21 protein-coding genes are annotated in these 26754 nt (G+C 55.2%); 12 read left to right on the top strand and 9 right to left on the bottom strand.

The window, feature by feature from the left end; translation table 11 throughout:
- Positions 1-2 precede the first annotated feature (2 nt).
- The 3 genes from QEH53_RS13620 to nagB are packed head-to-tail and all read right to left on the bottom strand — an operon-like array spanning position 3 to position 4763.
- Positions 3-2018, bottom strand: coding sequence for a family 20 glycosylhydrolase (locus QEH53_RS13620; RefSeq protein ID WP_309023757.1), 2016 nt, complete (start codon positions 2016-2018; stop codon positions 3-5).
- On the bottom strand, positions 2015-2857 hold the full coding sequence (locus tag QEH53_RS13615; protein ID WP_309023756.1) for a PIG-L family deacetylase: 843 nt from the start codon (positions 2855-2857) through the stop codon (positions 2015-2017). Before QEH53_RS13615 ends, QEH53_RS13620 begins: the two co-directional genes overlap by 4 nt.
- A gap of 1 nt (position 2858) precedes the next feature.
- Entirely contained in the window at positions 2859-4763 is a 1905-nt protein-coding gene (nagB, locus tag QEH53_RS13610; protein ID WP_309023755.1) for a glucosamine-6-phosphate deaminase, read from the bottom strand.
- Between the two features lie 66 nt (positions 4764-4829).
- On the opposite strand from nagB, the gene QEH53_RS13605 reads away from it, so the two are divergent.
- Positions 4830-5789, top strand: coding sequence for an AraC family transcriptional regulator (locus QEH53_RS13605; RefSeq protein WP_309023754.1), 960 nt, complete (start codon positions 4830-4832; stop codon positions 5787-5789).
- A gap of 120 nt (positions 5790-5909) precedes the next feature.
- Here the strand turns inward: QEH53_RS13605 and QEH53_RS13600 are convergent, their stop codons facing one another.
- Positions 5910-6344 carry an RNA-binding protein gene (locus QEH53_RS13600; RefSeq protein WP_309023753.1) on the bottom strand — a complete coding sequence of 145 codons (435 nt, stop codon included), beginning with the start codon at positions 6342-6344 and terminating at the stop codon, positions 5910-5912.
- A gap of 447 nt (positions 6345-6791) precedes the next feature.
- Here QEH53_RS13600 and QEH53_RS13595 point away from each other — a divergent pair, with 447 nt between their 5' ends.
- The 9 genes from QEH53_RS13595 (at position 6792) to QEH53_RS13555 (ending at position 15821) form a co-directional block, all read left to right on the top strand.
- Entirely contained in the window at positions 6792-7427 is a 636-nt protein-coding gene (locus QEH53_RS13595; RefSeq protein WP_309023752.1) for a hypothetical protein, read from the top strand.
- A 126-nt stretch (positions 7428-7553) separates the two neighbouring features.
- The gene (locus QEH53_RS13590; protein ID WP_309023751.1) at positions 7554-8057 is read left to right on the top strand and encodes a hypothetical protein; all 504 of its coding nucleotides are present in this window, start codon (positions 7554-7556) and stop codon (positions 8055-8057) included.
- A gap of 72 nt (positions 8058-8129) precedes the next feature.
- Positions 8130-8663 (top strand): FMN-binding protein, encoded by a 534-nt coding sequence (locus QEH53_RS13585; protein ID WP_309023750.1) that lies wholly within the window; start codon positions 8130-8132, stop codon positions 8661-8663.
- Positions 8660-9439, top strand: a complete 780-nt coding sequence (locus tag QEH53_RS13580; protein ID WP_309023749.1) for a PepSY-associated TM helix domain-containing protein — start codon at positions 8660-8662, stop codon at positions 9437-9439. Before QEH53_RS13585 ends, QEH53_RS13580 begins: the two co-directional genes overlap by 4 nt.
- Before the next feature lie 12 nt (positions 9440-9451).
- The gene (locus QEH53_RS13575) at positions 9452-10399 is read left to right on the top strand and encodes an FAD:protein FMN transferase (protein ID WP_309023748.1); all 948 of its coding nucleotides are present in this window, start codon (positions 9452-9454) and stop codon (positions 10397-10399) included.
- Positions 10400-10778: 379 nt separating this feature from the next.
- A complete protein-coding gene (locus tag QEH53_RS13570; RefSeq protein WP_309023747.1) occupies positions 10779-11741 on the top strand; it encodes a calcium/sodium antiporter in 963 nt (320 codons plus the stop codon).
- Between the two features lie 441 nt (positions 11742-12182).
- The gene (locus QEH53_RS13565) at positions 12183-12941 is read left to right on the top strand and encodes an ATP-binding cassette domain-containing protein (RefSeq protein WP_309023746.1); all 759 of its coding nucleotides are present in this window, start codon (positions 12183-12185) and stop codon (positions 12939-12941) included.
- Positions 12942-13000: 59 nt separating this feature from the next.
- Positions 13001-14194 carry an ABC transporter permease gene (locus tag QEH53_RS13560; protein WP_309023745.1) on the top strand — a complete coding sequence of 398 codons (1194 nt, stop codon included), beginning with the start codon at positions 13001-13003 and terminating at the stop codon, positions 14192-14194.
- 130 nt (positions 14195-14324) lie between these two features.
- Entirely contained in the window at positions 14325-15821 is a 1497-nt protein-coding gene (locus QEH53_RS13555) for a pyruvate carboxylase subunit B (RefSeq protein ID WP_309023744.1), read from the top strand.
- A gap of 63 nt (positions 15822-15884) precedes the next feature.
- Here the strand turns inward: QEH53_RS13555 and QEH53_RS13550 are convergent, their stop codons facing one another.
- From QEH53_RS13550 to arfB, 5 genes are all read right to left on the bottom strand, one after another.
- On the bottom strand, positions 15885-16244 hold the full coding sequence (locus QEH53_RS13550) for a DUF6768 family protein (RefSeq protein WP_309023743.1): 360 nt from the start codon (positions 16242-16244) through the stop codon (positions 15885-15887).
- Positions 16241-16792, bottom strand: a complete 552-nt coding sequence (locus QEH53_RS13545; protein ID WP_309023742.1) for an RNA polymerase sigma factor — start codon at positions 16790-16792, stop codon at positions 16241-16243. Before QEH53_RS13545 ends, QEH53_RS13550 begins: the two co-directional genes overlap by 4 nt.
- Before the next feature lie 197 nt (positions 16793-16989).
- A complete protein-coding gene (locus QEH53_RS13540; RefSeq protein WP_309023741.1) occupies positions 16990-18480 on the bottom strand; it encodes a glutamate synthase subunit beta in 1491 nt (496 codons plus the stop codon).
- 40 nt (positions 18481-18520) lie between these two features.
- On the bottom strand, positions 18521-23116 hold the full coding sequence (gene gltB, locus QEH53_RS13535) for a glutamate synthase large subunit (RefSeq protein WP_309023740.1): 4596 nt from the start codon (positions 23114-23116) through the stop codon (positions 18521-18523).
- A gap of 288 nt (positions 23117-23404) precedes the next feature.
- A complete protein-coding gene (arfB, locus tag QEH53_RS13530) occupies positions 23405-23824 on the bottom strand; it encodes an alternative ribosome rescue aminoacyl-tRNA hydrolase ArfB (protein WP_309023739.1) in 420 nt (139 codons plus the stop codon).
- A 122-nt stretch (positions 23825-23946) separates the two neighbouring features.
- Here arfB and QEH53_RS13525 point away from each other — a divergent pair, with 122 nt between their 5' ends.
- Both QEH53_RS13525 and QEH53_RS13520 read left to right on the top strand, forming a co-directional pair.
- The gene (locus QEH53_RS13525) at positions 23947-25572 is read left to right on the top strand and encodes an ABC-F family ATP-binding cassette domain-containing protein (RefSeq protein WP_309023738.1); all 1626 of its coding nucleotides are present in this window, start codon (positions 23947-23949) and stop codon (positions 25570-25572) included.
- Between the two features lie 576 nt (positions 25573-26148).
- On the top strand, positions 26149-26721 hold the full coding sequence (locus QEH53_RS13520; protein ID WP_309023737.1) for a TetR/AcrR family transcriptional regulator: 573 nt from the start codon (positions 26149-26151) through the stop codon (positions 26719-26721).
- Positions 26722-26754 lie beyond the last annotated feature (33 nt).

Raw genomic sequence — 26754 nt, 5'->3', positions numbered from 1 at the left:
ACTCATTTAGCCAACAACCGCTCAACAGCGTCCACTACCTGCAGCTCAACCTTGGCCACCGGCTCTCGAGCCCGTTCCAAAATCGCCGCAGACTCAGTCGCTTCGCCATCCAAGGAAGATAATGCCAACTCCGCCAAATCTCGCAGAGCTTCTGACAATGGCAATGCTTCCCGTAAAGCCGGTGACCGAGCGGCAAGCTGCGAAAGTGCCGTATGGTTTTCAGACCACTCTTCAAGTTGAGCTCGAATAGCAGCCTTGTCCTCCGCGCCTCCCATTTCCAGATACTGATCGACTAAAGCACCAAACCGCCGAGCATCCTTCGCATCCGCTACTGCAACATCAGGAAGAAGGGTGTACGGCGAATAGGAGCGATAGCTGAGATCTGAGTTACGACGGTAGATTTTAAGCGGTTCCACTACATCCGCCAATACGCGGAGAGGCTCCGTCTCGTACCCTCCTGCCAAACGGCGCATCATCATCGCCCGGTTCTTCAGGTGCGTTAACCCCAGCTCCTCAAGCTGCAAAGCGATCGTATCCAATCTACGGTACATATCCTCTACATCGTCTACAGATTGATCAGACCAGAGACGTTCCGCGATCGCCGCCGTACGCGGCCAAATCCTGGAGTCTATCGTTTCGACTGTCACGTGCTCGCTCCACATGGTCGCTTCTCCACCGTACACCCGCGAACGCTGGTCTTCGTTTAAATCGATATCCGCTGGCAGTGGGTCCACAAGGTAATGGTCACTCGCGGGTTGCATTAGATCGATATAGTAACCGTTGGACAAAATGCTTGAATAGCCAGCTTTAGCGGCCGCAACCATCGAGTCCTGACCTCTCCAAGAATGGATCATGATATTGGTCGGCATGTCCGGCTGCAGGATCTCGTCCCAACCGACCATTTTCTTTCCAAGTTCATCAAGGATGGGAATCAGGCGCTTGTTGAAATAACTCTGCAGCTGGTGATTGTCCGCAATTCCTCGTTCCTTCATGAAGGCCTGAATATGATCAGCCTTGTCCCAATGATGCCCCTCATTTTCATCGCCACCGATATGGAAATACTCGTCGGGAAATATAGCGGCCATCTCAGTAAAGACTGCCTCAAGGATTTCGTAGACGACGTCCTTTGTCGGATCCAATGTCGGATCAAAAATGCCCCAACCTCTCTCGATCTCGTAAGGTCCGGGTAAGCTCGCCATCTCGGGGTGGCCCACCAGCCAAGCGGTCGCGTGACCAGGGACGTCAAATTCTGGATACACCCGAATCCCTCTATCAGATGCATACGCCACAATCTCCTTCAATTGATCCTGAGTGTAGAACATCCCATCCGAGCCCATCTCGTGCAACTTCGGGTAGCTCTTGACCTCAACACGAAACCCTTGGTCTTCAGTCAGGTGCCAGTGCAGAACGTTCATCTTCACTGCAGCCATTCCGTCCAAATTTCGCTTGATGACATCGAGAGGCATGAAATGACGAGCGGAGTCGATCATAAGCCCTCGCCACGGAAAACGTGGCATGTCCGAGATGCTGGATACAGGAAAGTAGTAGCCTCGGTCGTCCGCTGACAAGAGCTGCAACAGAGTCTCTAGACCGTGCATGGCTCCCAGGTCTGTCTCCGCTTCGATGCGAACACCCGCAGCCGTCACCGACAAGTGATAGGACTCCTCCTCTCCCAAGTTAACTTGCCCAGGACGCTCGACTACGATTTCAAGCCCTACTTCAGACAGGTTTTCGCCTTTTTCCACGTAGTCTTGCGGAAGGAAGAGCCCGGTCCGCTGATCAAGCCGACGAAGAAATCGGCTCGCAGCCGGGTACATGCGCTCATCGGGCTCTCCGCTAACTTTCACTGTAAACGTATCATCGATGCGAAAGCGACCTTCTCCCACGAGCACCTCGCGCGGCACAGGAATCAAATTTGAAAAAGCGGGCTCGCTCTCCAATACGCTCCCTAAACTGATATAACTTACTCCCATGACCAATGCTACCGCTACCGTTTTTAAGAGACGCTTACCCTTCATAATTTTCCTACCATTTTTTGGATACGATTTAGAACATCCGATTTAAAGCGATCCAAGTGGCCTTCCACAAAGTCCTGCACACTTAGAGATTCATTCGACACTAATGGACCGAGATCCATGGCAAAGGTGTACCCACTTACCTCATCCACCTCGTGGGATTGGTAGAAGGTCGCATTGGCGTGGCGGCGGCCTAAGGTCGCGTTCACATAGTCCTTACCTCCCACAACTTGTGACTCGAAGACCGCAACAAGGTCGCGGGCGAGGATTGGATATTCGTCAGCTGGCAAGGCAATCTTGTAAGCGTCATCCATCCAATCCAAGTCTCGCCAAACTTCGCAACCGTAAATCCGCTCCGGCCGATGCTCAAGCGGCATGCTCCTGAGAGCCTCCAAACACCGTGCCAATACAGCGATATGCGTATCGTGCTTGTCCGCCGGATTGTGCAGGTAAAGCGTATGGGGACGGCACGCATCTAGCAGCGTGAAAAGCTCGACTTCAACTTCCACCGACGCATCCGCATCCTTCACGATACGGCTGGGCACACCTAACTGGGACTGAATCGAATAACCTCCCATATTGGCCGCACGGTTCTGCTCACGGTAGCGAACCTCTTTCATCTGCTCGTCCGTGAAATCTCGATACGCTCCTACGCGGGCACTGCCTCCGCCATCTGTCACCGTTACTCCCGCAAACCAGTTCGAGGCCGATCGATAGCAAGCTGCGATCCCGTGGTACGCAAAGATCTCCAAATCATCTTGGTGAGCACCGATGCCCATATGCGTCACCCGTGCTTGAGCAACCTGCAGACTAACGCCATCCGGTATGTAATGCTTGTCCATACTATTTCTCGATCCCCTTCGATGGCATCTTCCAACGCACAAAACACTCGATCGCCTCGTACTCTGCCAGGCCAAGCCGATCGTATAAGGCAGCGGTTTCACGATTGCATTCGATCGCCTGTTCCCAAGCTTCACTCTGCTCGGGGTTCATGACGGGCAGTTGGCTGCGTTGGGATCGATGCTGGTAGATCGCCTGCGCCTTGGCTTTCACTTCGTCGGGGCTACAAGGCACAGACATTTCAACTTGATGGATCTCCCACTCGCGCCCATCGCTGCGGTACAGCCAAACATAACAATCATCGATCCACGGTTCGACCGACAATCCTCGTATCGCGTCCTCGAATACGGAAAAGCATTTTGCCTGTACGGAGCTAGGATCCGCGGCTTCGCCCGTGACGAATACTTGGTGCGGACGAATTTCCTGCAACAAGGTTCGCGTGGCAGCCACATCAGATTCCCCCGTCTCGAATCGGCGATACCGGCCGTTTTCATAGAACGGTAAATCCAAAAACCGAATACAACCCTTCGGTAAACTGCACATCTCCAATGAAGCCCTCGCTTCATTTCTGCGTATATAGGATTTGAAGCGTCTCAATTTCTCGGAGTCTTCAGAAAATGCTCCTTTAGCATCAAGCTCGTCCAGGACCTCGGAAGCGATACTAGCTCCGCCTGCTTCCTGCATCAGATCCGCTGCCCAATTCGCTTCCTCGTCCGGCACGCCGAGGTTTCCGGAGGTGAGATAGGCCACCGTGACTTCATGCCCGTGAGCGACCAGTCGACTAAGCGTTGCTGCCATCGACAAGACGTCATCCTGCGGCTCCGGGCTTAAAACCAGAACCCGCTTCCTCGCAGGCAAGGCACGCTCCGGACGGTAGGTGTCGTCAGCATCTGGCTTGCCTCCGGGCCAGCCGGTAATGGTGTGTTGCACCTCGTTGAATACCCGGATGTTCAACCCATAGGCAGGACCTTTCTCCGTAACGAGTTCCGAAAGTCCATTCTCCTGGTAATCCTTGTCTACAAGTTTTAACAGCGGCTTGCCCAACTTGAGAGACAGGTGCGTCACCGACTCGCGAGCCAACTCAGGCGTCCATTCCGGAAAGCCCACCAGCCAAGGGCACTTGTAACGGATCAATTCCGAAGCCGAAGCTGTATCCAAAACGAAGGACACGTTTAGATGCTCTTGCAAAAAGCTCGCTGGCAAACTCTCTACCGGAGCATCTTCCACAGCCGCCTTGACGACTTCCGCCTTGGAACGCCCCCACGCGAGCAGGTACACTTTTCGAGCGTCCATGATCGTCTCCACTCCCATGGTTACCGCATAACGAGGCACATTGTGCTCACCCTGGAAATCGCGTGCCGCGTCCTGCCTGGTCAAGCGATCGAGCGTGACAAGCCGCGTTCGCGAACTGGGGCCCGACCCTGGTTCGTTAAACCCGATGTGACCTGTGCGGCCGATTCCCAGGATTTGCACATCGATCCCGCCACAGGCCAAGATTTTCTCTTCGTAGGCTTGGCATGCTTCAAAGACTTCGTCACGAGCCACAGCTCCTTGAGGGATGTTGATCTGCGATTCCGGCAAATCGATATGATCGAAAAGCTGCTCGCGCATGAAACGATGGTAGCTCTCAGGGTGCCTCCCATCGATGCCGAAATATTCGTCCAAGTTGAAGGTGGTTACATTCGCAAACCTTAGCCCCTCTTCCCGATGCATTCGAATTAACTCCCGATAGAGCGGAACCGGTGTAGACCCAGTCGCCAAGCCAAGAACGAATGGCTTATCCTCATTTTGGCGAAGGCGAATTGCGGCAGCAATTTCTTTGGCCACTTCGCAAACCGCCGCTTGGGCATCGTCGAAAACTTTTACCGGAATGCGTTCATACAATTCTTGTCCGCTGCGGTCACTCATAAAGCTGTGGAGTCGAGTTCGATGGGGTAAAGGGAAGCGTCGGCAAACAATATACGACAAATATCGATGGCAAATATTTGCAAAGATGATCGATTGTTTGATATTTCCGATCACATGCAGAGTCCCTTCGAAATCGCCGCCGCCCAGTTGGTCCAATTGCAAATGCGGCCACCGGACGATTACTTCCACGGTTTGAAGGCCCGTAACCTTTGCGTCGCCGACAACCTCGTTGTCTTTCTCAGAGAACAAAAGAGTGAACTCCAGCGACGCAATTTCGAAAGTCGCCCCCACCACCGCTTCGTGCTCATAGTCTGCTTCAAAACTGAAGGATCCATAAACGTAGACGGCCGCATCTTCCATCTCCGTCCGGGCGATGCCTTTCTGGTCAAGCCCTACCAGTTCCACTTCTATATGGAACTTTCGGACGAGTCCTTAAACTGGCTATTCCTCACGTTCGAGACTCGCAACGCCAAGCCGTTCGACATCTTCGCCAACACCCCCATACGCCTCAGCGCCGAGCGCTGCAGCGAAGCGGTCGAAATCGCAAAACGCTACACCTTACGCGAATCGCTCGACGAGGTGACGCTCGATATGACGACGTTCGCCGCTTCCGATCTGCTGAACAAACTCCGGGCCCACTCGCTCAATCGTTCGCGCGAACTGATAGATTCTCCCAAGTACCCATCTGCTGGATACGATATCGTGGATCGCATCAACTCACTCCTGGAGCATCGACTCGCCGACAGCATCAGCATTGTCCAAATCGCGGAAGCCCTTTCCCTTTCAGAGAGCCACCTGCGGAAACGCTTCAAAGTTCTGACCGGCATCAGCTTGGGAAGCTACCTCGTCCACTATAAACTAAACCGCGCCGTGAAACTGCTCGTCCATTCCGACGATTCACTCACTCAGATCGCCCTCGACTGCGGCTACGAATCCCTCGCCGCCTTCAGCCGTAGCTTCAAAAAGCAACTTGGCTCCACACCCTCCAGCTACCGCAAGACCGCACGCTTCGAAAAGGCGAGGTAGCGCTATCACAAACATAGCGCCGCGCTTCAACCCTACGACCTCGCCATAGTGGATCGGCAGACAAAAAGAGACCTACTCGCTGACGAGTAGGTCTCCAAAATCTTGATACAGTTTGTAGTATTAATAGCCGTCTTGGTAACCGCCACGACGATCTCCGCCGCCACGACGATCATTACCGCGGTGACCGCCACCGCCGCCGCGACGATCTCCACCGCCGCCGCTACGGTATCCACCGCCGCCGCCGCGCGGACGATCTCCGCCGCGGAATCCGCCACCACCACCGCCGCCGCCGCCGCCGCGTGGCGCTCGTGGCGCTCGTGGTGTTGCTTCGCGAACCGAAAGCTCACGTCCATCGAGCTCTTGCCCGTTCAATCCGGCGATAGCTGCCGCGCCTTCATCGGCATTATCCATCGTGATGAACCCAAAACCACGCGAGCGACCCGTTTCGCGGTCGGTGATGATCTTGAGTTGTGAGACCGCGCCGAATTGTTCGAACGCGTCTTGCAGGTCTCCTTCTGATAGCCCGAAGGAGATGTTTCCTACGTATATTTCCATTTATCTGATATTTTGAGCGTCGTATTGAGAATAGGCAGTTTCAAACAGCGACGCTACAACCGGAAAATACCCCGAACCACCCAGAGATGGTTTAACTTAAACGAAGCTCAACACGCATCAGATTTTCCGCAAACAAGCGAGCGGAAAAGCGAGGCCTCACGCAACAACACCTACGCTTTTCCACCTTCGTCACACAGAGAGCTGCACTTTGCAATCCACCGAAGATGTCTCGGCTTCTTGCCGAATTTTAGACCCAGAAAAATGGGCGTCACCGCAGCGAAATATCCCCTCCGACGCGTCAATACTAGTTGAGACTTTTTCTCAACAAACCCTTGACTCGTTATTGAGACACAGTTTCATTCGCCGCCTTTGTCAATCTGTTGATACTGAGTTTCAAGAACGATTCTGAATAAGACCGCTCAACACCCGATTTCACCTAAAAACGCCATGAACGGTAACCAAAATTGGACACGCCTCGCAGTCGCAGGTATCGCCAGTATCACCGCTTTCGGAAGCACGCTCAACGCCCAGGACAACCTCCCTAGTCGCGAGGAGATGTGGGCCATCATCCAGAAACAGCAGGAGCAGATAGACTCCTTGCTCGACCGCGTCGACGCCACCGAGGGCAACCTCGTCGAAACCAAACAAGCCATCGAGGTCACCGCGAACCAAGTCGAGACCACCGCGACTTTCGTAGAGGGCTACGTTGCCTCTGGCGCAGCTGGTGAGGGCGACTCCGGACGCACGCATCTCGGCGGCTACGGCGAGCTCCACTACAATTTCGGCAAGGCCGACAAAGCGGACTTTCACCGCTGGGTCCTTTTCCTCGAACATTCCTTCAATGACAAGGTTCGCCTCGTCTCAGAAGTCGAGCTTGAGCACTCCATCGCCGGCGATGGTCAAACCGGGGAAATCGAGCTCGAGCAAGCCTATGTCGAATTCGATATCAACGAGAGCGACACAGCTAAGGCCGGCCTCTTCCTGATCCCAGTCGGCATTCTCAACGAGACCCACGAGCCCGCGACCTTCTACGGAGTCGAGCGCAATAACGTGGAAAAGAACATTATCCCAACCACTTGGTAGGAAGGCGGCGTCGCTTATCGTCACACCAACGACGCAGGTTGGGCTTTCGACGCGGCTGCCCACACCGGCCTCTTTTCTCCGACATCCGGCAGCAAGGCTTTCAACATCCGTAGCGGCCGCCAAAAGGTGGGCAACGCGGAAGCTTCCAACGGAGCCATCACCACTCGCGCTACCTACACCGGAACACCTGGCCTCCAAGTTGGAGTCTCCGCTCAGTACCAAGCTGACATCGCCCAAAGCACTTTCTCGGAAACCATCGACGCCACGCTCCTTTCCGCCCATGCGGATTACCAACGCGGCGGGTTCGGTCTCCGCGCCCTCTACGCTCGTTGGGACCTAGGTGGAGCAGCCCCAGGAGTTTCAGGAGCTGACGAACAATTCGGCTACTACATCGAGCCGTCCTACCGCTTCGAAACCGATGCTGGAGACGTTGGCTTCTTCGCCCGCTACAGCGTTTACGACAACTACGCCGGAAGCGCCTCCAACACAGAAGACGCCTTCTTCGATATCGGCATGAACTACTGGCCGATCGAAAACGTAGTCCTCAAGTGGGATGTACAATTCACCGATTACGCCGACTCCTCCAAGGACGAGGAAATCATCAATCTCGGAGTCGGCTACCACTTCTAATATTTCGGAAACACTAATACTCGAAGCCGAAGGGGATTGCGCCCCTTCGGCTTCTCCGTTCTCTCATCTTCGATGACTACGCTTACCCAGAAATGCCTCGCTGCCCTCGCCGCGCTTGCTTTCGCGTATTCGTCTTTTGGCGACACTCCGAACGAGGATGTATACCTCGCACCCGACGTTTTCGTGGCAGAGTCCTTTGACGGTGCCCCACCTAAGCCCGCTGTCCTCTGGATTACCAAGGAACTCAAGCCGGAAATCCAGAAGATACTCGGTCACGACTACCCAGCGCTTCGTGTACGCTACTGGTCTGAAGGCGAACGATCCGCTTGGATACTGGAGGAGATAGGCAAGGTAAAGCCTATCACCGTCGGCATCGTAGTTGAGAGCGACAAGATTGTCCGGCTGAAAGTTCTCATTTACCGAGAAAGCCATGGCTGGGAAGTGAAGCACAGCTTCTTCACCGACCAATTCAAGGAGGCAGAGCTCACCAAGAAACTACGCCTCAACAAGAACATCGACGGAATATCCGGAGCCACCCTTTCGGTCAACGCCCTTGAACGTCTGGGAAGGCTCGCTCTCTTCCTCGACCAGTGCCGCGCCCAATGAGCAAGCCGAAGCGAGTGCCCAGAAAACGCCGCGGCCCCGGACGCGCCCTCCTTCGCTTGCACCGACGCGTCGGAGTCGCCCTTTCAGCAATTTTTATTCTCATCTGCCTCACCGGTATCCTTCTCAATCACAACGATGACCTCGACTTCCAAAGTCGCCCCATCGAAGCGGATTGGGTATATGACTGGTATGGACTCAAGCCCGCCGGGAAGCTGGTCCACTACCTGCTGCCAACCGGTAGCCTCTCTTCGCTGGACGACCAACTTTTTCTCGACCAGCGCAGCCTCGGACACTTTCCCAACCCCCGAGAGATTGCTGTACTCGAAGATATCTACGCCATCGCATTTCCCAACAGCATCTTACTCATTACCCCAGAGGGCGATATCATCGAAACGCTATCCGATTCAAACATCCCCGGAAGCGAAATCTCCAAAATTGGAACGACTGACCATCGTACCCTATTTATCAATACAGAGCTCGGCCAATATCGTTCCGACGAATCCATACTCGTTTGGACCCCGACCGCGACTAAGCTCGAACTCGCAACTATCGAAGCGAGCCCCGCACCCGAAATATTGGAGAAAAAGCTCCTTAGATCGTTTCGCGGAGAAGGCATCACGTGGGGCCGTGTCATCCTCGACATTCATACAGGTCGCTTTTTCGGTGGCGTCGGAAAGTGGATCGCAGATCTCAGCGCCATTGCCCTCATCCTGCTCACGCTCACCGGGGTGTACTACACCATGAGGTACCTGAAGAAAGCGCGCGAACGCTCCTGATACAAACTAGCCATGATTTCCTCTCGACGCCGTTTCATTAAAATCGCTGCCACGAACTCTGCTGCCTTCGCGCTCGCCAGTCAGACTCGACTTTTCTCCGCGCTACCCTCCGCAACGCTACGAAAATGGGAGGGCATCGTGCTCGGTGCACAGGCAACGATCCAGCTGAACTGCGAGAGCGAGAACAAGGCCGAGAGGGTACTCAAGAGCTGCGTATCCGAAATCCAACGACTAGAGAACATATTCAGCCTCTACGACGAGAGATCGAGTCTCTCCCTTCTGAACCGATCCAAGCGACTCTCTTCGGCGCCTACAGAGCTTGTCGAACTTCTTCGCTACGCCCAATCCTTCGGGCAAAGTACCCGCGGGATTTTCGACGTGACCATCCAGCCTGTCATCACCGCTTACCGAGAGCACTTCGAGGCGAATGAGTCAGGACTTCCCTTAAATCTAAAAGAAGCCCTACACGCTGTCGATTACCGCCACATCAAAATCAACCGCCGAGACATCGAACTCTCGCATCCCCAAGCAACCGTCACCCTAAACGGAGTTGCTCAAGGATACATCACCGACAAGATAGCAGAGTTGCTCCGTGGCGAAGGCTTCGGCCACACGCTCATTGACCTTGGCGAAAAGCGAGCCCTCGACAATCATCCAAGCGGACGGGACTGGCAACTCGGACTGGCAAACGGCTTCGGTTTGCACGAAGTGGCAGAGCTCAACAACAACGCCTTGTCATCCTCTGGCGGATACGGAACCTCCTTTGACTCGACCGGTAAACACCACCACCTGATTGACCCGCGGACCGGACTATCCGTCAACCATCACGCCTCCGTTCACGTGATCGCAAAAACAGCCACGCTCGCCGACGCTCTTTCGACCACGCTCGCCACCTGCTCTCGCGAAGAGGCAAAAGAGATTGAACAGAGCTTTCCCGAAGCCCGCGTCGCTAGATCTTAAACTCGCCCACCTTGAGCGAATGGTTTTGGGGCTGTCCGAGATGAGCTCATCTATCTCAGCAAAGAGATGGTTCTCGAGCAAACCGACGGTTCGCCAGCGATACGATAACGGCGAGCGTCAGCCTGTTGATGGTCCAGAATAAGGATACTATTTTCATCGCGATTCGTCCCTAGGCAGGCTATCGACGCTTCGATTTTTACGTACCAGACGATCGCGATTGAGAGCCGTTTTGAAAGACTGCAGCCTACCCACTCGACTTATGGCCTGCAAACGCGTCGAACAGTGAAACTGCTCGAATCATCCTCGAATCCGCCTAACCCGTAAACCGATTTAAAGAATCCTTGAACCTCAGCCCCGCTTTACACACTCACTCCTTACAATGCTACTTCCAATCATCGCACTCGTTATCGGCCTGATCGTCCTTATCTGGAGCGCCGACCGCTTCATAGACGGAGCATCCGGTGTGGCAGGGCACTTTGGAATGCCGCCACTTTTAATTGGCATCATCATCGTCGGCTTTGGCACTTCTGCTCCTGAGCTCGTCGTATCCGCATTCGCCGCCGCCCAAGACAACCCAGGCCTCGCCCTCGGCAACGCATTCGGCTCCAACATCGCCAACATTGCCCTTATCCTCGGCGTCACCACCCTTATCGCACCAATCACCGTACGCTCTAGTATCCTCAAGAAAGAGCTACCTATCTTATCGTTCGCCACTATCGTCGTCGGCTACCTTATCTGGGATCTCGATATCTCAAGAAATGACGGAATCATCATGCTGGTCGTCTTCGCCGGCATCATGGCTTGGACCACCCGAGAGGGCATGAAAGGCAACAGCGACATCCTAGCCCAAGAGTTTACCGAAGATCTGAACAGCAAGAAAAGCTCTCTTGGAATGTCCTTCTTCTGGCTGATCCTCGGACTCGTCCTCCTCCTCGCTAGCTCCCGCTCCATGGTTTGGGGCTCCGTCGAAATCGCTACTCAGCTGGGCGTGAGCGACCTCGTCATCGGTCTCACTATCGTGGCAGTCGGCACCTCCTTGCCGGAGCTAGCCTCCTCCATCGCCGCAGCACGCAAAGGAGAACACGATATCGTGATCGGCAATATCATCGGCTCAAACATGTTCAACACGCTCGCCGTGGTGGGAATAGCCGCCGTAATCCGTCCGTTTCAAACCGTATCCGAAGTGCTCACCCGCGACCTGCCCAGCGTCGCCATCCTTACCGTCGCCCTCTTTTTCGTCTGCTACCGAAAAGGTGGTGAAGGTCGCGTCACCCGCATCGAAGGCACGCTATTGGTGATAGCCTTCGCTGGATACAACAGCTGGGTATTCCTCAGCCAGTAGCGGCGTCCTGACTCGTTAGGATTGCGGCTCATCCGCAAACTGCGTTGCAGGATCCCACAAAGAAGCGAGGCCGCATCACCAGCCTCGCTTCGGAGAATCCATCTCTTGTTAGGAACAATATCTATCGTTAAAAAAATCTAAGAACCAAACAGGTTCACGATTCCGTAACGGCCTCTCCAACCCTTTCCTTTAAGCGTTCTCGCGCAAATGATGGAGAAAAGCGCTCATCGTCCGGCGGACGGACTCTAGCGATTTCCTCCCGGCGAGCCAAATCAGACGGGGCGAGTTGCAGAATCAACTCCCAGCAACAAACGCCGGAAAATCCACTTCCGTCATCGATCGGTAACATTTACCTGCTAAGTTCTGAGCGAAAACGGTTTCCAAGTCGCTCGACATCGCTTTCACTCCCGTCTCTCCCGATTTCTTACCGCTCCCTCCGCCGTGATCGAAGCCAATAAGCTTACTAAAACCTTCCGTGACCGGAAACGCGGGCTCGTTCGAGCTGTCGACCGCGTCTCTTTCAACTGCCAGCCAGGCCAGATCTTCGGCCTCCTCGGAGCCAACGGAGCCGGCAAGACCACGACCTTGCGTATGCTAGGCACTTTGCTGGAACCTACCCAAGGTTCCGCGACCGTGGCAGGATTTGACGTCGTCAAGCAGCCAGAAGACGTGCGCCGTTCCATTGGCTTCCTGTCCAACGGCACCGCCCTTTACGGCCGCCTCACTGCCCGCGAGATGCTCGAATACTTCGGCCGCCTCAACGGCATCGAGGGAGCCGCCCTGCGCAGCCGGGTCGACGAGCTTATCGAACAGCTGGAGATCGGCGAATTCCAAAAAGGCCGCTGCGACAAACTTTCCACCGGGCAAAAGCAACGCGTCTCCATCGCACGCTCCATCATCCATCGCCCGCCCGTAATGATATTCGACGAGCCTACCACCGGACTCGACGTCATGACCTCCCAAACCATCATGGGCTTCATCGAGCAGTGCCGCGACGACGGACTGACGGTCGTCTTCTCCACCCATATCATGAGCGAAGTGGAACGCCTCTGCGACCAAGTCGCCATCGTGCATCACGGCAAGATCGCCACCGAGGGCACAGTATCCGATATAAAAGTACAAACCGGCGAAGAGGTCCTCGAAAACGCCTTCCTAAAAATCGCCCACGAACTCGACGCCAAGGTCGCTGCCAAAGAGTAGCCTAAGAGAGCACCTTTTCGAGACCTTCAAGACTCATTCTTCACTTCTCACCCATTCGAATGTCCCTCACCCAAGTCATCTTTCTCAAGGAACTCCGAGAAACCCTACGCGACAAACGTGTCATACTCGGCGTCATTGTTTCTCCTCTGCTGCTCACCCCTTGCCTCATGGGCGCGGTCATATTCTTCGGCAGCAAGAAGGCCGTCGAGCAACAGACAGCCACTCTCGAAGTCGGAATTTACCAAGAAGCGGAATTTCCAGAACTCACAGATTTCATCGAAACCAACGAATCCATCGAAGTCTCCCGCTACCAAAGCCGAGACGAGTCGATCGACGCGATCAAGTCCTTCCAGTCCCGCGCCGTGGTGGTTATTCCTCCTACAGCCCGCTCCTCCTTCCAATCCCAAGGCACCGCTCCCATAGAGATCCTCTACGACCAAGCCAACGAGAACTCCGGCAACGCCCACGGCCGCTTAAGAGGAGTCCTCAATGAATTCAACAAGCAACAAATCAAATCGCGTCTAGCTTCCGCCGACCTCGACGAAAGCTTCATCCAGCCTACTCAGATCAATTCTACCAGCATCGCCGAAGATACTGCCGTGTCAGGGTTCGTGCTTTCCATCTTCCTCCCCTACATCGTGATCATGGGCGCCGCCTTCGGAGGCTTGAACACCGCCTTCGATCTCTGCGCCGGCGAAAAGGAACGCGGCACTATGGAAACGCTGCTCGTCTCCCCCGCTTCCCGAAACGACATCGTGCGCGGCAAGCTCTACACCATCTTCGTCGTCAGCCTCCTCTCCGCGATCTGCTCCATCCTCGGGATCGTAGCTGCCATCAGCTTCGGCCAGCAAATCGTCAGCAGCCTTTTCGGGGAATCCTTTTCCCTCTCCTACGTGAACCTGGCAGCCCTCGTGGCCATCGTCGTTCCGCTTGCTCTCCTAAGCTCGGCCGCCCTCCTGCTGGTCTCCACCTTCGCCCGCAACCCCAAGGAAGCTCAGGCCTACATCTTCCCCTTCATCGTCATCTTCCTCTTTCCCGCGGCCCTCTCCTTCGTCTTCGACGCCGAGAGCCCCCTCTACGTCGGCTTCATCCCCGTCCTCAACATTGCTCTCTCCATGAAGCAACTCCTGAGCGACGCCTTCGACCTCCCTTTCTTCACCGTCACCCTCGCCAGTTCGCTGGCGTACGCTTGGCTCTCCATCCGTCTCGTCGCCTCCTTTTTCCAACGGGAATCCATTCTCTTCCGTTCATAGTATCGATTAGTTTTTCTAATTTTATCTGTTCCCAGAATAAGCATTTGCATTTAGCGACCTAAAGCATAAGCTTCTCTGCTAATTAACAATTTCTAATCACTAGCGTTTCTAACCAATCCCTAGCATAGCCATGAGCAAACCAGTCATCTTCAACAACACCGTGCTTCGCGACGGACACCAATCCCTCGCGGCCACTCGCATGACCACCGCCCAAATGCTCCCTGCCCTCGAGGTCTTGGACGGCATGGGCTTCGGCTGCTTGGAAACTTGGGGCGGCGCCACCATCGACGCCGGCCTGCGCTTCCTTAAGGAATTCCCCTTCGACCGCCTCGACGCCATTCGCTCCCGCACCAAGTCCAAGCACATGATGCTGCTGCGCGGGCAGAACATCGTCCAGTACGCCCACTTCCCAGACGATATCGTCGAAACGTTCATCAAGACGTCCGCCAAGCACGGCATGGACATCTTTCGCATCTTCGACGCTCTCAACGACCCGCGCAACATGCGCACCGCCATCAAGGCTGCTAAGCAGGCCGGTAAGGAAGCTCAAGGCGTCATCTGCTACACCACTTCCCCCGTCCACACTACCGATGCCTTCGTCAAGCTCGGCCAGGAGCTGGAAGAATTAGGCTGCGCTTCTCTCTGCTTGAAGGACATGGCCGGACTCGTTCCTCCGCAGCAAGCCTATGACATCATCAAAGGCCTCAAGGACCGCGTGAAGATCCCCGTCGTCATCCATACCCACGACACCGCCGGACTGGGAGCCACCACTTACTACGCCGCCGTAGAAGCGGGAGTCGACTCCATCGACACTTCTATCATCCCGTTCGCCAACGGTACTGGCCAACCGGATACAGCCCGCATGCTCTCCCTCCTTGAGAACCACCCCCGTTGTCCGAAGTACGACCTCGACGCCCTGCAGTTCCTCCGCGAACACTTCACAAAGGTTTACGAAGAACTTAAGGACTTCACCAGTTTCTCCAACGAGCGCGTCGACTCCGACGCCCTCAAGTATCAAGTCCCAGGCGGCATGCTATCCAACTTCCGCAATCAGCTCAAGGAGCAGAAGATGGAAGACAAGTTCGAGGACGTCTTTAAGGAAATCCCCGTCGTTCGCGAAGCCCTCGGCTGGATACCGTTAGTTACGCCCACTTCCCAAATCGTCGGCGTGCAAGCCATGCTCAACGTCAAGTTCGGCCGCTGGAAGAACTTCTCCCCCCAGGCTACAGACATCGCACTCGGCTACTACGGTCGCACTCCCGCCCCCGTCAATCCCGAGGTGCAAAAGATCGCCGCCCAAAAGTCCGGCAAGGATCCTATCACGAAACGCCCAGCCGACCTTAAGGATCCTGGCATGGACGCCCTTCGCAAAGCCCTCGCGGCAAAAGGAATGCCCACCGACGATGAACACTGCGTTATCCAAGCGATGTTCCCTCAGGAACTCGACGCGTATTACAAAAGCAAGGACGCGCCAGCTCCAACACCTTCACCCGCTCCTCAAGCGACTGCCGCCGCAGCTATAGCTCAGACCGGCCCTTCGGAAACGATCGAGCTCAGCGATTCAGCCCGACGCTACAATATCGCAGTCAAAGGCAAAACCTACTCCGTTGCTGTCGAAGAAAGGTAGTTTTAATTTAGATACACATTCCAAGACCCGCTCCCTGAGCGGGTCTTTTTCTTGTGGGAGCTTCTACTCCCGATCCTTTACCAGCAACAATTCCACTCTTTTAATTTCCCTCAGGATCCGGTTGCTGTGCATCTCCATCCAAAAGTAGATCTTGATCATGGAGTTTATCAAAACCCCCAGCACGCATACGCCCGCCCAGATGAGTTGATCTTTTACCACATCCGCAGCGGCAAACTTGAAGCAGGCCCAGATCGCAAGTCCTGTTCCCGCCGCTCCAAAAACGAAGCCCATCAACATCGTCCAGCGATGCCTTCCCCGGAAAGGAGACAGCACCTCGGCGACCATGCTTTGGTCTTCCAATAACTCTTCGCCATCAAACCCATCCCTCAACGCAGCCCTAATCTTTTCATCAATATCACTCATCGTATTTTCCTTTCGAGTTTCGCTTTCAACTTTTCCCTAATGGCGAATAAGCGCGACTTTACGGTGCCTGCTCGCAGTTCCATGGCCTCTGCTACTTCCGAAACAGAGAGCCCAGTTTCATAAAACAAATGTATCAGCATTCTAGAACCTGTATCCATTTTTTGGATTTCCTCTAGAAGCTCTGAAACAACCATGCTCTCGCCTTGAGCTTCATCCCCCTGAACTTCAACGTTGGACTCCAGTGCTAGCTTCTTCTTTCGGTCGCTCTGTTGTTTACGTAGCCAATCGATGCATCGCCGCCGAGCGATGCGAAAGGCCCAGCTGCAAAAGACGGAGGGATCATCGAGTCGCTTCAATCCGCGAGCTATCGATATCCAAGCCTCTTGGGCGATTTCTTCAGCAGCGTGACTTTCCTTAATGATGAAGCGAATCAAGCGAAAGAGGTCCTTGCTCCACGTCTCGTACAGGTCGGTAAACGCTGCCTCATCGCCGCCTTGAGCTTTGAGGACGAGCAATTCCGTCAATACCTGTTTCGCGTCGCGCTTCATGATCCGTTTCCCAAGCAGTCGTCAAATAGAGCGGTACGGTTCGAAAAACTTGGTGTATCACTCTCGCCCTCAATAGGGGCGAAGATTTGGCAGCGCTCACTCAAGGACTAAAGCTCCGCACTACCTGCACTGTCCCCGAAAAAAGGCGTACCGACTAAGTCGATACGCCTTTTGAAATTTATCCTTTCGATTGTTGCTTAGAGCGGGAGGCACGTTTCACCCATGAGGTGCTGGTCCACCGAGCGAGCCGCTCCGCGACCTTCGTTGATCGCCCAAACGATTAGGCTCTGTCCTCGGCGAGCGTCGCCCGCAGCAAAGATGCCGTCTACGCTGGTCGCATACTTGCCATAGGTTGCCTTCGCATTACTGCGCTCGTCTGTTTCAACGCCGAGTTGCTCGATAATGGTTTGCTCCGGTCCGAGGAACCCCATGGCGAGGAGGGCCAGCTGAGCAGGCACTTCCTTTTCGCTGCCTTCGACTTCGGCGGGGATGAAGCGTCCTTCTGGATTCTTCTTCCACTCGACTTCCACGGTTTTGAGAGCGCGGAGGTTGCCGTCTTCGTCGCCTAGAAATTCCTTGGTCATGACCAAGTACTGGCGTGGGTCTTGGCCTTGTTTCGCGATCGCTTCTTCCTGGCCGTAATCGACCTTGAGCACGCGAGCGTACTGCGGCCACTCGTTACCGGGAGCGCGTTCTTCTGGAGGACGTGGCATGATCTCGAGCTGGATGACGCTTTCGCATCCATGGCGAAGCGAAGTCCCCACGCAGTCCGTGCCGGTATCGCCACCACCGATGACGACGACATTCTTGCCCGTGGCGGAGATGTAGTTGCCGTCCTCGTGCTTGGAATCGAGCAGGCTTTTGGTATTGGCACCGAGGAACTCCATCGCGTAGTGAACGCCCTTGAGCTCGCGGCCCGGGACGGTAAGATCGCGAGGCTTAGTCGCTCCGGTACAGATAACCACGGAATCGTAGTCGTCCTTAAGACGAGTCGCGGTGATGTCCTTGCCGATCTCGACGCCGCAGCGGAATTCGATGCCTTCGTCTTCGAGCAGCTTGATGCGGCGTAGCACCACATCCTTCTCCAGCTTCATATTAGGAATGCCGTACATGAGAAGTCCGCCTGGACGATCGGCGCGTTCGTAAACGACTACCGAGTGTCCGGCTTGGTTGAGCTGGTCAGCACAAGCCAGACCTGCTGGACCGGACCCTACGACTGCCACTTTCTTGCCAGTACGCTTGGTAGGGACATTCACTTCCACCCAGCCCATTTCGAAGGCGCGATCAATGATCGAAACTTCGTGGTGCTTGATGGTCACTGGCTTCTGGTTGATACCGAGTACGCAGGAGCTTTCGCACGGAGCGGGACAAACGCGTCCGGTGAACTCCGGGAAGTTGTTCGTCTTCATCAAGCGACCAAAAGCATCCTTCCAGCGGCCCTTGTACACCAAGTGATTCCACTCGGGGATCAGGTTGTTGACGGGACAGCCAGCGATGCCGGTGAAGTGCTGCGAATCGCCTGCGTGGCAAAACGGTACGCCGCAATCCATACAACGAGCAGCCTGCGCCTTGATCTCGTTTTCTGGCATTTCTTCGTGCACTTCTTCCCAGTCGCTCAAGCGAGCGATTGGATCACGATCATGCGCGTTCTGACGGTCTTGTTCTAAAAATCCTGTAGGTTTTCCCATGGTCTTCGTTCTCTTTCGGGTGTCTGCTTAGGTGGTGGGGTTATGCCATGGAGGCGAGATGCATATCGAAGGCTTCTACCGCGACGTCGTACTCGTTCTCGAACTTGTTCGTAGCGCGCGCCTTGTCCATGAGCTCGAGCATCCGCTCGTAGTCGACTGGCATGACGAGGACAAACTTCTGTAGCGAAGCTTCCCAATCTTCGAGTAGCTCCTTGGCCACGTCGGAACCCGTTTCCTTGCGGTGGCGTTCTACGAGGCTCTTTAGTTCGTCCTTGTGCTCGTCCTTTTCGACGGAGCCAAGGCGAACCATTTCCATGTTGCACTTGGAGGCGAAGCTTCCGTCGCTATCCAGCACGTAAGCTACGCCGCCGGACATACCAGCTGCGAAGTTGCGTCCTGTTTCGCCAAGGATGACGACACGGCCGCCAGTCATGTATTCACAACCATGGTCGCCAACGCCTTCCACGACGGCCGTTACACCGGAGTTACGAACGCAGAAACGTTCGCCCGCCATACCGCGAATGAAAGACTGACCGGCAGTACCACCGAAGAAGGCGACGTTACCGATGATTACGTTTTCGCGTGCATTGAAAGGAGCGGCCTTGTCTGGATAGACGACGAGCGTTCCACCCGAGAGGCCCTTTCCAAAGTAGTCGTTGGAATCGCCCTCGAGCTCAAAGCGAACGCCCTTCGCAGTGAAGACGCCGAAGCTTTGACCGGCAGAACCATTGAATTTCACATCGATGGTATCGTCCGGCAAACCGTCTCCCTTGTAGATCTTGGAGATTTCGTTGGAAAGCATAGCACCCACCGAACGGTCTGTATTCACAATCTCATACGACAGCTTGACTGGCTCGCAGTCGGCAAGCGATGCGGCAGCGTCCTTGATGAGCTTGCGGTCAATAATATCGTGGATCAGATGCTTCTGCTCAACGGTCTGGTACAGGCTGTCTTCTTCGTGAGCGTCTTGCTTAAAGAGGATCGGCGAGAGATCCACTCCCTTGTACTTCCAATGATCAACGTCTTCGCGGAATTCGAGGCACTGGCTTTGGCCCACCATTTCGTCAACGGTGCGGAAACCAAGTTCAGCCATTATCTCGCGAAGGCCTTCCGCCATCATGGTGAAGAAGTTTACGACGTGCTCAACCTTGCCACGGTAACGGCTGCGGAGTTCGCGGTTCTGCGTGGCAACGCCAACTGGGCATGTATTCAGATGGCACTTACGCATCATGATACAACCTTCAACAATAAGAGCCGCAGTAGCGCTTCCCCACTCTTCCGCACCGAGGAGCGTAGCGATCGCCAAGTCACGAGGCGTCTTGAGCTGACCATCCGTCTGCACGACAATACGGCTACGGAGACGATTGCGAACGAGGGTCTGGTGAGTCTCAGCGAGGCCGAGCTCCCACGGAAGACCCGCATGTTTGATGGAGCTTAGGGGCGATGCGCCAGTACCGCCGTCGTATCCAGCAATCAATACAACATCGGCATAACCTTTACAAACACCGGCGGCGATCGTGCCAACACCTGCTTCGGAAACGAGCTTTACATTAACACGTGCGTCGCGGTTAGCGTTCTTCAGGTCGTAGATCAGCTGCGCCAAATCCTCGATCGAATAGATATCGTGGTGAGGAGGTGGAGAGATGAGTCCTACACCTGGAGTGGAGCCACGCGTTTTGCCGATCCAAGCGTCGACCTTATGGCCGGGTAGCTGTCCCCCTTCACCTGGCTTCGCGCCCTGAGCCATCTTGATCTGAAGCTCGTCGGCGTTGGTCAAGTAGTAGGAGTTAACGCCGAAACGTCCGGATGCGACCTGCTTGATAGCGGAACGCATGGAGTCGCCGTTTTCGTCCGGGGTGAAACGGATCGGGTCTTCACCCCCTTCGCCAGAGTTGGACTTGCCGCCGAGACGGTTCATCGCGATCGCGAGGGTGGTGTGAGCCTCCCAAGAGATCGAGCCGAAGGACATCGCTCCGGTGGCGAAGCGTCTGAAGATCTTTTCGGCCGGCTCGACTTCCTCGAGCGGGATGCTCTTGCGGTCGGACTTGAACTTCATCAAGCCGCGCAGCGTGTAGGCTTCCTTGGACTGGTCGTCAATGTTGCGAGCGTACTCGCGGAAGACATCCGAGTTGTTAGTCGCAGTCGCTTGCTGGAGCAGGCGAATGGTAGTCGGATTGAAGAGGTGGCGCTCACCGTCACGACGCCACGCATAGCTGCCACCGGATTCGAGTTCGTCTTCGTCGAAAATGTCGTGGTCCTTCGGAAAACCAGCGCGATGCTTGGCGAGCGCTTCGCGAGCAATTTCGTCTACCCCGATGCCTTCGATGCGGCTGACCGTGCCCGCAAAGTACTTGTCGATAACCTTCTTGTTGACCCCGAGAGCTTCGAAGATCTGGGCACCTTGGTAAGACTGCAGCGTCGAGATTCCCATCTTGGAGAAGATCTTGAGGAGGCCACTGTTAACCGCCTTGCAGAAGCGCTTGTAGAGCGTCGCGTCGTCGAAGGTCACATCGATCACTCCCTCGTCGCGAAGAGCGCTGAGCGTCTCCAGGGCTAGGTATGGGTTTACCGCAGCCGCTCCGTACCCGACGAGGGTGGCGACGTGGTGTGTTTCCCAGACGTCTCCAGCTTCCACCACGATTTCGGCATCGGCACGGAGGCCCTTACGGATGAGGTGGTGGTGAACCGCTCCCGTCGCAAGCAGCGATGGCACAGGCGCGTGGTCACTGTCGATGCTACGGTGGGAAAGGATGATGATCTGATAGCCTTCGATGGCGGCATCTGCAGCGTCGCGGCAGATTCGTTCCAGCGCGTGCTCGAGGGCGCCTTCTTTGCCATTCGCTGGGAACGTACAATCGATCGCGCGAGCTTGGAAATGATCGTGGTCGATATACTTGATCTTGAGCAAGTCCTCGCTGGAGAGAACGGGCTGGCGAATCTCGATCTTGTGGCAATGACGTGGCGTCTCGTCGAGCAGGTTCAACGAACCGCCGATGTAGCTCTGTAGCGACATGACCATCTCCTCACGAATCGGGTCAATCGGTGGATTCGTGACCTGGGCGAAGAGCTGTTTGAAGTAGTTGGAGAGGTGCTGCGGCTTGTCGGAGAGGATAGCCAACGGATTGTCCGCGCCCATGGAACCGAGCGGCTCTTTAGCGGTGCCAACCATACCGGCGAGGATGAGGTTGAGATCTTCCTCGGTGTAGCCAAAGGCCTTCTGGCGGTTTTGCAGCTTGTACTTGCTCTTCGGAGTCACCGTGATTTCCGCCTCGGGAAGGTCCTCGAGGGTGATCTTATGCTCCTTGAGCCACTCGCCGTAAGGCTGGCGGGAGCTGACTTCGTGCTTCACTTCGTCGTCGGAGATGATCCGTCCCTGAGCCAAGTCGGCGATGAAGATCTTGCCTGGCTGGAGACGGCCCTTGCGGACGACCTTGGACTGGTCAACCTTCAAGCTGCCGGTCTCGGAGCCCATAACGAGCATGTCGTCATCGGTAACGAGGAAGCGGGAGGGACGGAGTCCATTGCGGTCGAGAGTCGCGCCGATGACGTTACCATCGGTAAAGGAGATAGACGCAGGTCCGTCCCATGGCTCCATGATGCAGGAGTGGTACTCGTAAAAGGCGCGCTTAACAGGATCCATATCGTCCTGCTTTTGCCACGCTTCTGGAATAGCCATCATCATCACGTGAGCAAGCGGACGACCGCTGAGCACGAGCAACTCGATTACCATGTCGAGGTTGGCCGAGTCGGACATGTGGCTGTCACAGATCGGGTGGAGCATCTTGAGCTCCTCCTTGCTGAAGTTGCTGGTTTCGAGCAGCACTTCGCGAGCTCGCATCCAGTTAATGTTGCCGCGGACCGTGTTGATCTCACCGTTGTGGGAGAGGAAACGGAAGGGCTGAGCCAAACGCCAAGCTGGGAAGGTGTTGGTCGAGAAACGGGAATGGAACATCGCGAGGGCTGAGACCACCTTCTCTTCCTGGAGATCGAGGTAGTACTCGCGAACCTGGGCTGTGGTGAGCTGGCCCTTGTAGGTTATAGTGCGCGCCGACATCGAGATGATGTAAAAGTCGTCGCCAATGCCGCTTACGGTTTCGCGGGCGAGGTGGATCGAGTAATTACGAGCTACGTACAGCTTACGCTCGAAGCCTTCCGCATCGAGATCCTCGGGCTTGGCTACGAACACCTGCTCCACGTTTGGCTCCGTTTCGAGAGAAGCCTGTCCTAGGCCGGAATTGTCGCGGGGAACTTCGCGATAACAAATCACTTCGAGGCCAAGAGTCTGGAGATTGCGATTGAGCAAGTCACGGCACTCCTCGCGACGAGTCTCGTCCTGAGGGAAGAAAATCATGCCCACACCGTAGGCACCCGCGTGCGGAAGGCGGATGTCGCGCTTGGCAAGGTCTTCCTTGAGGAAAGCATGCGGGACCTGAATTAGAAGCCCGGCACCGTCACCACAGCAAACATCGTAGCCCGTGCCGCCACGGTGCTCCATGTTAGTTAGCATCACGAGAGCGTTCTCGATCACATCGTGCGACTTGCGGCCCTTCAAATTCGCCACAAAACCGATACCACAACTATCGCGCTCCAACTCTGGGCAATAGAGCCCCTTCTTTTCTTTTTGGTTATCGATCATATGCCTAAAATCTTGGTGTTATCTCAAAAATGTAAGTCGCTATTTACGTGGTGGTTACACGACAAAAAAACGGCTACTATTAGTAGTCGTTGTTCTGCTCATCGAAAACTATAAATTATAGTTATATAAAGTTGTATTCGATAAGTCGCACCCCACAAGCTAAAATATGGTCGCCCCCAATTTTCGCTGAGGATCGGTGCGGGACTTACCGAAGGACCTCACCCAGCGTGTGAAGCCACGCAGGGAGGCAGCACAAGAGCCGTTTGGCGGAAAGCTTTCAAGGCAAATTTAATCCGAGGGCTTGGGTCGCCCTCGCAGGCTCTTGGTCTTGCCGCGGATGGACTTTCCTTTCAGCCGCCTCTCTTTGGCCCCGCGAGTCGGTTTAGTGGGGCGACGCTTCTTTGGGGCGACCAAAACGCTCGCTACCAACTCGGAAAGGCGAGCGAGAGCCGCCTCCTTGTTCGCTTCCTGAGATCGAGAGTCTTGGGACTTGATCACTACTAGGCCATCGTCGCTTATCCGGTGGTCCTTTCGCTCAAGAAGCCGATTCTTGATTGCTGGAGGAAGCGAGGAGGTTCGAATATCGAAAAATAGCTGGATCGCGGTGGATACCTTGTTCACGTGCTGACCGCCTGAGCCTTGGGCTCGGATGGCTTTTATCTCAATCTCCTTCAAGGGGATCCCTATTCTGCTCGACACCCGCAACATCCCCCCACCCTAAGAGGGAAGCGTGCCGCCATGCCATCCAATAAGGAAGCGACTGACTCCACGATTGACGGATGCCTACCTCTTAAACACAAGTTGCCGCCATTTCGCCACCGCTGCTCGCCATGATCGCTCTTCAGAACATCACCCTCCAATACGGAGAACGCTATCTCTACAAGGAGATCAACGCCACCATCACCTCCCACGACCGTATCGGTCTCGTGGGCAGCAACGGCGCCGGCAAGAGTACCTTGCTGAAAGTTCTTTGCGGACTCGAGGAGTTCGACAGCGGCAAAGTCGACAAAGCCAACTACGTCACCTTCGGCTACCTCCCCCAGGACGGTATCGAAATGCATGGCAAAACTCTCTTCGAGGAAACGGAGACCGCCTTCGCCGACATCCTCGGCCTCAAGGCTAAGATCGAGGAAGCGGAAGCTCGTCTCGACGAAATGGATACCTCATCCGAAGAATTTTACGAAACCCTCGAACTCATCGGAAGCTGGGAGCACCGCCTGGAGGACCTCGACGTCGGCAAACTACCGTCCCGCATCGAGTCTGTGTTGCTTGGCTTGGGCTTTTCCACCAAGGACATGAAGCGCAAGACCGAGGAATTCTCCGGCGGCTGGCAAATGCGTATCGCCCTCGCCAAGCTGATTCTCGCCCAGCCGTCCCTTCTCCTTCTCGACGAGCCGACGAACCACCTCGACATCACCTCTCAGCATTGGCTCGAATCCTACCTGAAGTCCTACGAAGGCTCGCTGCTCATGATCTCTCACGATCGCGGCTTCCTCGATGAGATTTGCAACCGGACTTTCGAACTTTCTCTCGGCAACCTCTACACCTACACCGGAAACTACAGCGTCTACGAACGCCAAAGCGCAGAGCGAAAGGAGCTACAGCTCAAAGCCTACAAGAGCCAGCAAAAGGAGATCGCCCAAGCCGAGCAGTTCATCAACCGCTTTAAGGCGAAGGCTTCCAAGGCCCGCCAGGCCCAGTCTCGCGTCAAGCAGCTCGATAAGATCGAACGCATCGTCATCGACAAGGAAGAGGACTGGGTCTCCTTCTCCTTCGCACCGCCGCCCCACTCTAGTCAAACCGTCATCAAGCTAGACAGCCTCAGCAAATCTTACGGCGACCACGAAGTCATCAAGGACGCCGACCTGCGCATCGAGCGCGGCGACCGCATCGCCGTGGTCGGCGTCAATGGCGCCGGCAAGACCACCATCGCCAAAATCATCGCCGGAGTAGAACCTTTCCAGTCCGGCGAACGAGAGCTCGGCGGGGCCACTCAGCTCTCTTACTTCGCCCAGCACCAAGCCGACGAGCTCGACCAAAATCTCACCGTGCTCGAAACCATGGAAGAGGTCTCCTCCGGGAAGAACGGCACCTCCATCCGCGGCATCCTCGGCACCTTTCTTTTCCGCGGCGACGACGTTTTTAAAAAGGTCAAAGTCCTATCCGGCGGAGAACGCAATCGCCTCGCTCTCGCCAAGATGCTGGCCCAGCCGGCAAACTTCCTCATCCTCGACGAGCCGACCAACCACTTGGACATGCGTTCCCAAGACGCCCTGCAGAAAGCCCTCAAGGAATACACCGGCGCCTACCTCATCGTGACCCACAACCGCGCCTTCATCGACCCGATTGCCACCAAGGTCCTCGAAGTGCGCAAGGACGGGCTCACCCTCTTCCCAGGCAACGTCAGCGACTACCTCAACCACCTCGACCAGCTCGAAGCGGCCAAAGCACGGTAGCAGAATGGGAGCGTGCGCTCGCCACGCTATTCCCGCGCGGATCTGACCTCCATTTTCGGGATTCCACCTGTTCCAAAAATGGGACGAATCGATGTAGCTCGATCCCGATCAATTTCAGGAAAACTTTTATTTAGCTCCAAAAGAAAGACTTACAAAAGATCAACTCAAACTTGGCACGGTGTGTGTTTAAGGGAAGGCACGTTCAACGAAACGAAGTTCAACCTTAACAACCATACACACCATGATCACAGTAATCGTATATTCCGTTCTCATTCTCAGCTCGCTCGTCTACGTCACCATTCAAGACCTCCTACGCGGCTAGAACCTCAAGATCCATAATTTGGATACTTCAAGACGCCAACCAAAGCCGAGGGAAGCGAGGAGCGCGAAGCGCTAGAATCGCCCATCTCCCCTTCCCTCGTTTAGCAACTACTCCACGAAACCGCGCCACAGAAGCACCGAACAGAGCCTCCACCCTACTAATCGCTGCTCGCAGTCATTCACCCGTCCATCTCGTGAGTTCTACAAGGAACTTGACCGCCTTTCGCCAAGGCGAGAGAACTGAGACACCCGTGCATGACTGAAAAAACCAACAGAAAGACCCAAATCATCGAGGTCGCCTCTAAGCTCTTCTTCGAGCAAGGCTACCACGTGACTGGCATCAAGCAGATCATCGAGGCTGCCGACATTGCCAAAGGAACTTTCTACTCCCATTTCAAATCGAAGGAGGAGCTCGGACTCGAATGGCTACAACGTGGCAGCGAAAAATGGATAGCTTGCCGCAATTCCTACCTCGAGCAGTTCAGCGAAGACCCAGCTCGCAAGCTGGTCGCCCTTTTCGACTACCAGGCAAAGGCCGCCGAAGCCTGCAGCTACCGTGGCTGCGCCATGCTCAACATGCTTGCCGAAACTCCCGAGCTGGGCTGCCCCATGCGACAAGCCATTCGCGGATACAAGAAAGAGTTCCTCGCCTTTATCCGTACTCTTGTCGACCAACACTTGCCCAACGCTAGCGACGCAGACCGGGAGCAACGCGCCGGAGCCATCTACCTCCTCTCCGAAGGCGCCACGGTGGCCGCTCAAAACTTCTGTAGAATCGGTCCCATCGAAATAGCGAAAAGGCAGGTGGAGAAAATCCTCGCCGAATAAGAACTCAAGGCCGCGAAACTTCTCCCAGAGCAG

It is taken from the genome of Pelagicoccus sp. SDUM812002 (assembly GCF_031127835.1).
In the GTDB taxonomy this organism is placed as follows: Bacteria; Verrucomicrobiota; Verrucomicrobiia; order Opitutales; family Opitutaceae; genus Pelagicoccus.
The sequence above is the reverse complement of the archived record's forward strand: the minus strand, read 5'-3'. Positions and strand labels throughout refer to the sequence as shown.

Bases quoted from the DNA above. Each gene is read 5' to 3' on its own strand.
- QEH53_RS13620 (WP_309023757.1), bottom strand. From the start codon at position 2,018: ATGAAGGGTAAGCGTCTCTTAAAAACGGTAGCGGTAGCATTGGTCATG.
- QEH53_RS13615 (WP_309023756.1), bottom strand. From the start codon at position 2,857: ATGGACAAGCATTACATACCGGATGGCGTTAGTCTGCAGGTTGCTCAA.
- nagB (WP_309023755.1), bottom strand. From the start codon at position 4,763: ATGAGTGACCGCAGCGGACAAGAATTGTATGAACGCATTCCGGTAAAA.
- QEH53_RS13605 (WP_309023754.1), top strand. From the start codon at position 4,830: ATGGCAAATATTTGCAAAGATGATCGATTGTTTGATATTTCCGATCAC.
- QEH53_RS13600 (WP_309023753.1), bottom strand. From the start codon at position 6,344: ATGGAAATATACGTAGGAAACATCTCCTTCGGGCTATCAGAAGGAGAC.
- QEH53_RS13595 (WP_309023752.1), top strand. From the start codon at position 6,792: ATGAACGGTAACCAAAATTGGACACGCCTCGCAGTCGCAGGTATCGCC.
- QEH53_RS13585 (WP_309023750.1), top strand. From the start codon at position 8,130: ATGACTACGCTTACCCAGAAATGCCTCGCTGCCCTCGCCGCGCTTGCT.
- QEH53_RS13580 (WP_309023749.1), top strand. From the start codon at position 8,660: ATGAGCAAGCCGAAGCGAGTGCCCAGAAAACGCCGCGGCCCCGGACGC.
- QEH53_RS13575 (WP_309023748.1), top strand. From the start codon at position 9,452: ATGATTTCCTCTCGACGCCGTTTCATTAAAATCGCTGCCACGAACTCT.
- QEH53_RS13570 (WP_309023747.1), top strand. From the start codon at position 10,779: ATGCTACTTCCAATCATCGCACTCGTTATCGGCCTGATCGTCCTTATC.
- QEH53_RS13560 (WP_309023745.1), top strand. From the start codon at position 13,001: ATGTCCCTCACCCAAGTCATCTTTCTCAAGGAACTCCGAGAAACCCTA.
- QEH53_RS13555 (WP_309023744.1), top strand. From the start codon at position 14,325: ATGAGCAAACCAGTCATCTTCAACAACACCGTGCTTCGCGACGGACAC.
- QEH53_RS13550 (WP_309023743.1), bottom strand. From the start codon at position 16,244: ATGAGTGATATTGATGAAAAGATTAGGGCTGCGTTGAGGGATGGGTTT.
- QEH53_RS13545 (WP_309023742.1), bottom strand. From the start codon at position 16,792: ATGAAGCGCGACGCGAAACAGGTATTGACGGAATTGCTCGTCCTCAAA.
- QEH53_RS13540 (WP_309023741.1), bottom strand. From the start codon at position 18,480: ATGGGAAAACCTACAGGATTTTTAGAACAAGACCGTCAGAACGCGCAT.
- gltB (WP_309023740.1), bottom strand. From the start codon at position 23,116: ATGATCGATAACCAAAAAGAAAAGAAGGGGCTCTATTGCCCAGAGTTG.
- arfB (WP_309023739.1), bottom strand. From the start codon at position 23,824: ATGTTGCGGGTGTCGAGCAGAATAGGGATCCCCTTGAAGGAGATTGAG.
- QEH53_RS13525 (WP_309023738.1), top strand. From the start codon at position 23,947: ATGATCGCTCTTCAGAACATCACCCTCCAATACGGAGAACGCTATCTC.
- QEH53_RS13520 (WP_309023737.1), top strand. From the start codon at position 26,149: ATGACTGAAAAAACCAACAGAAAGACCCAAATCATCGAGGTCGCCTCT.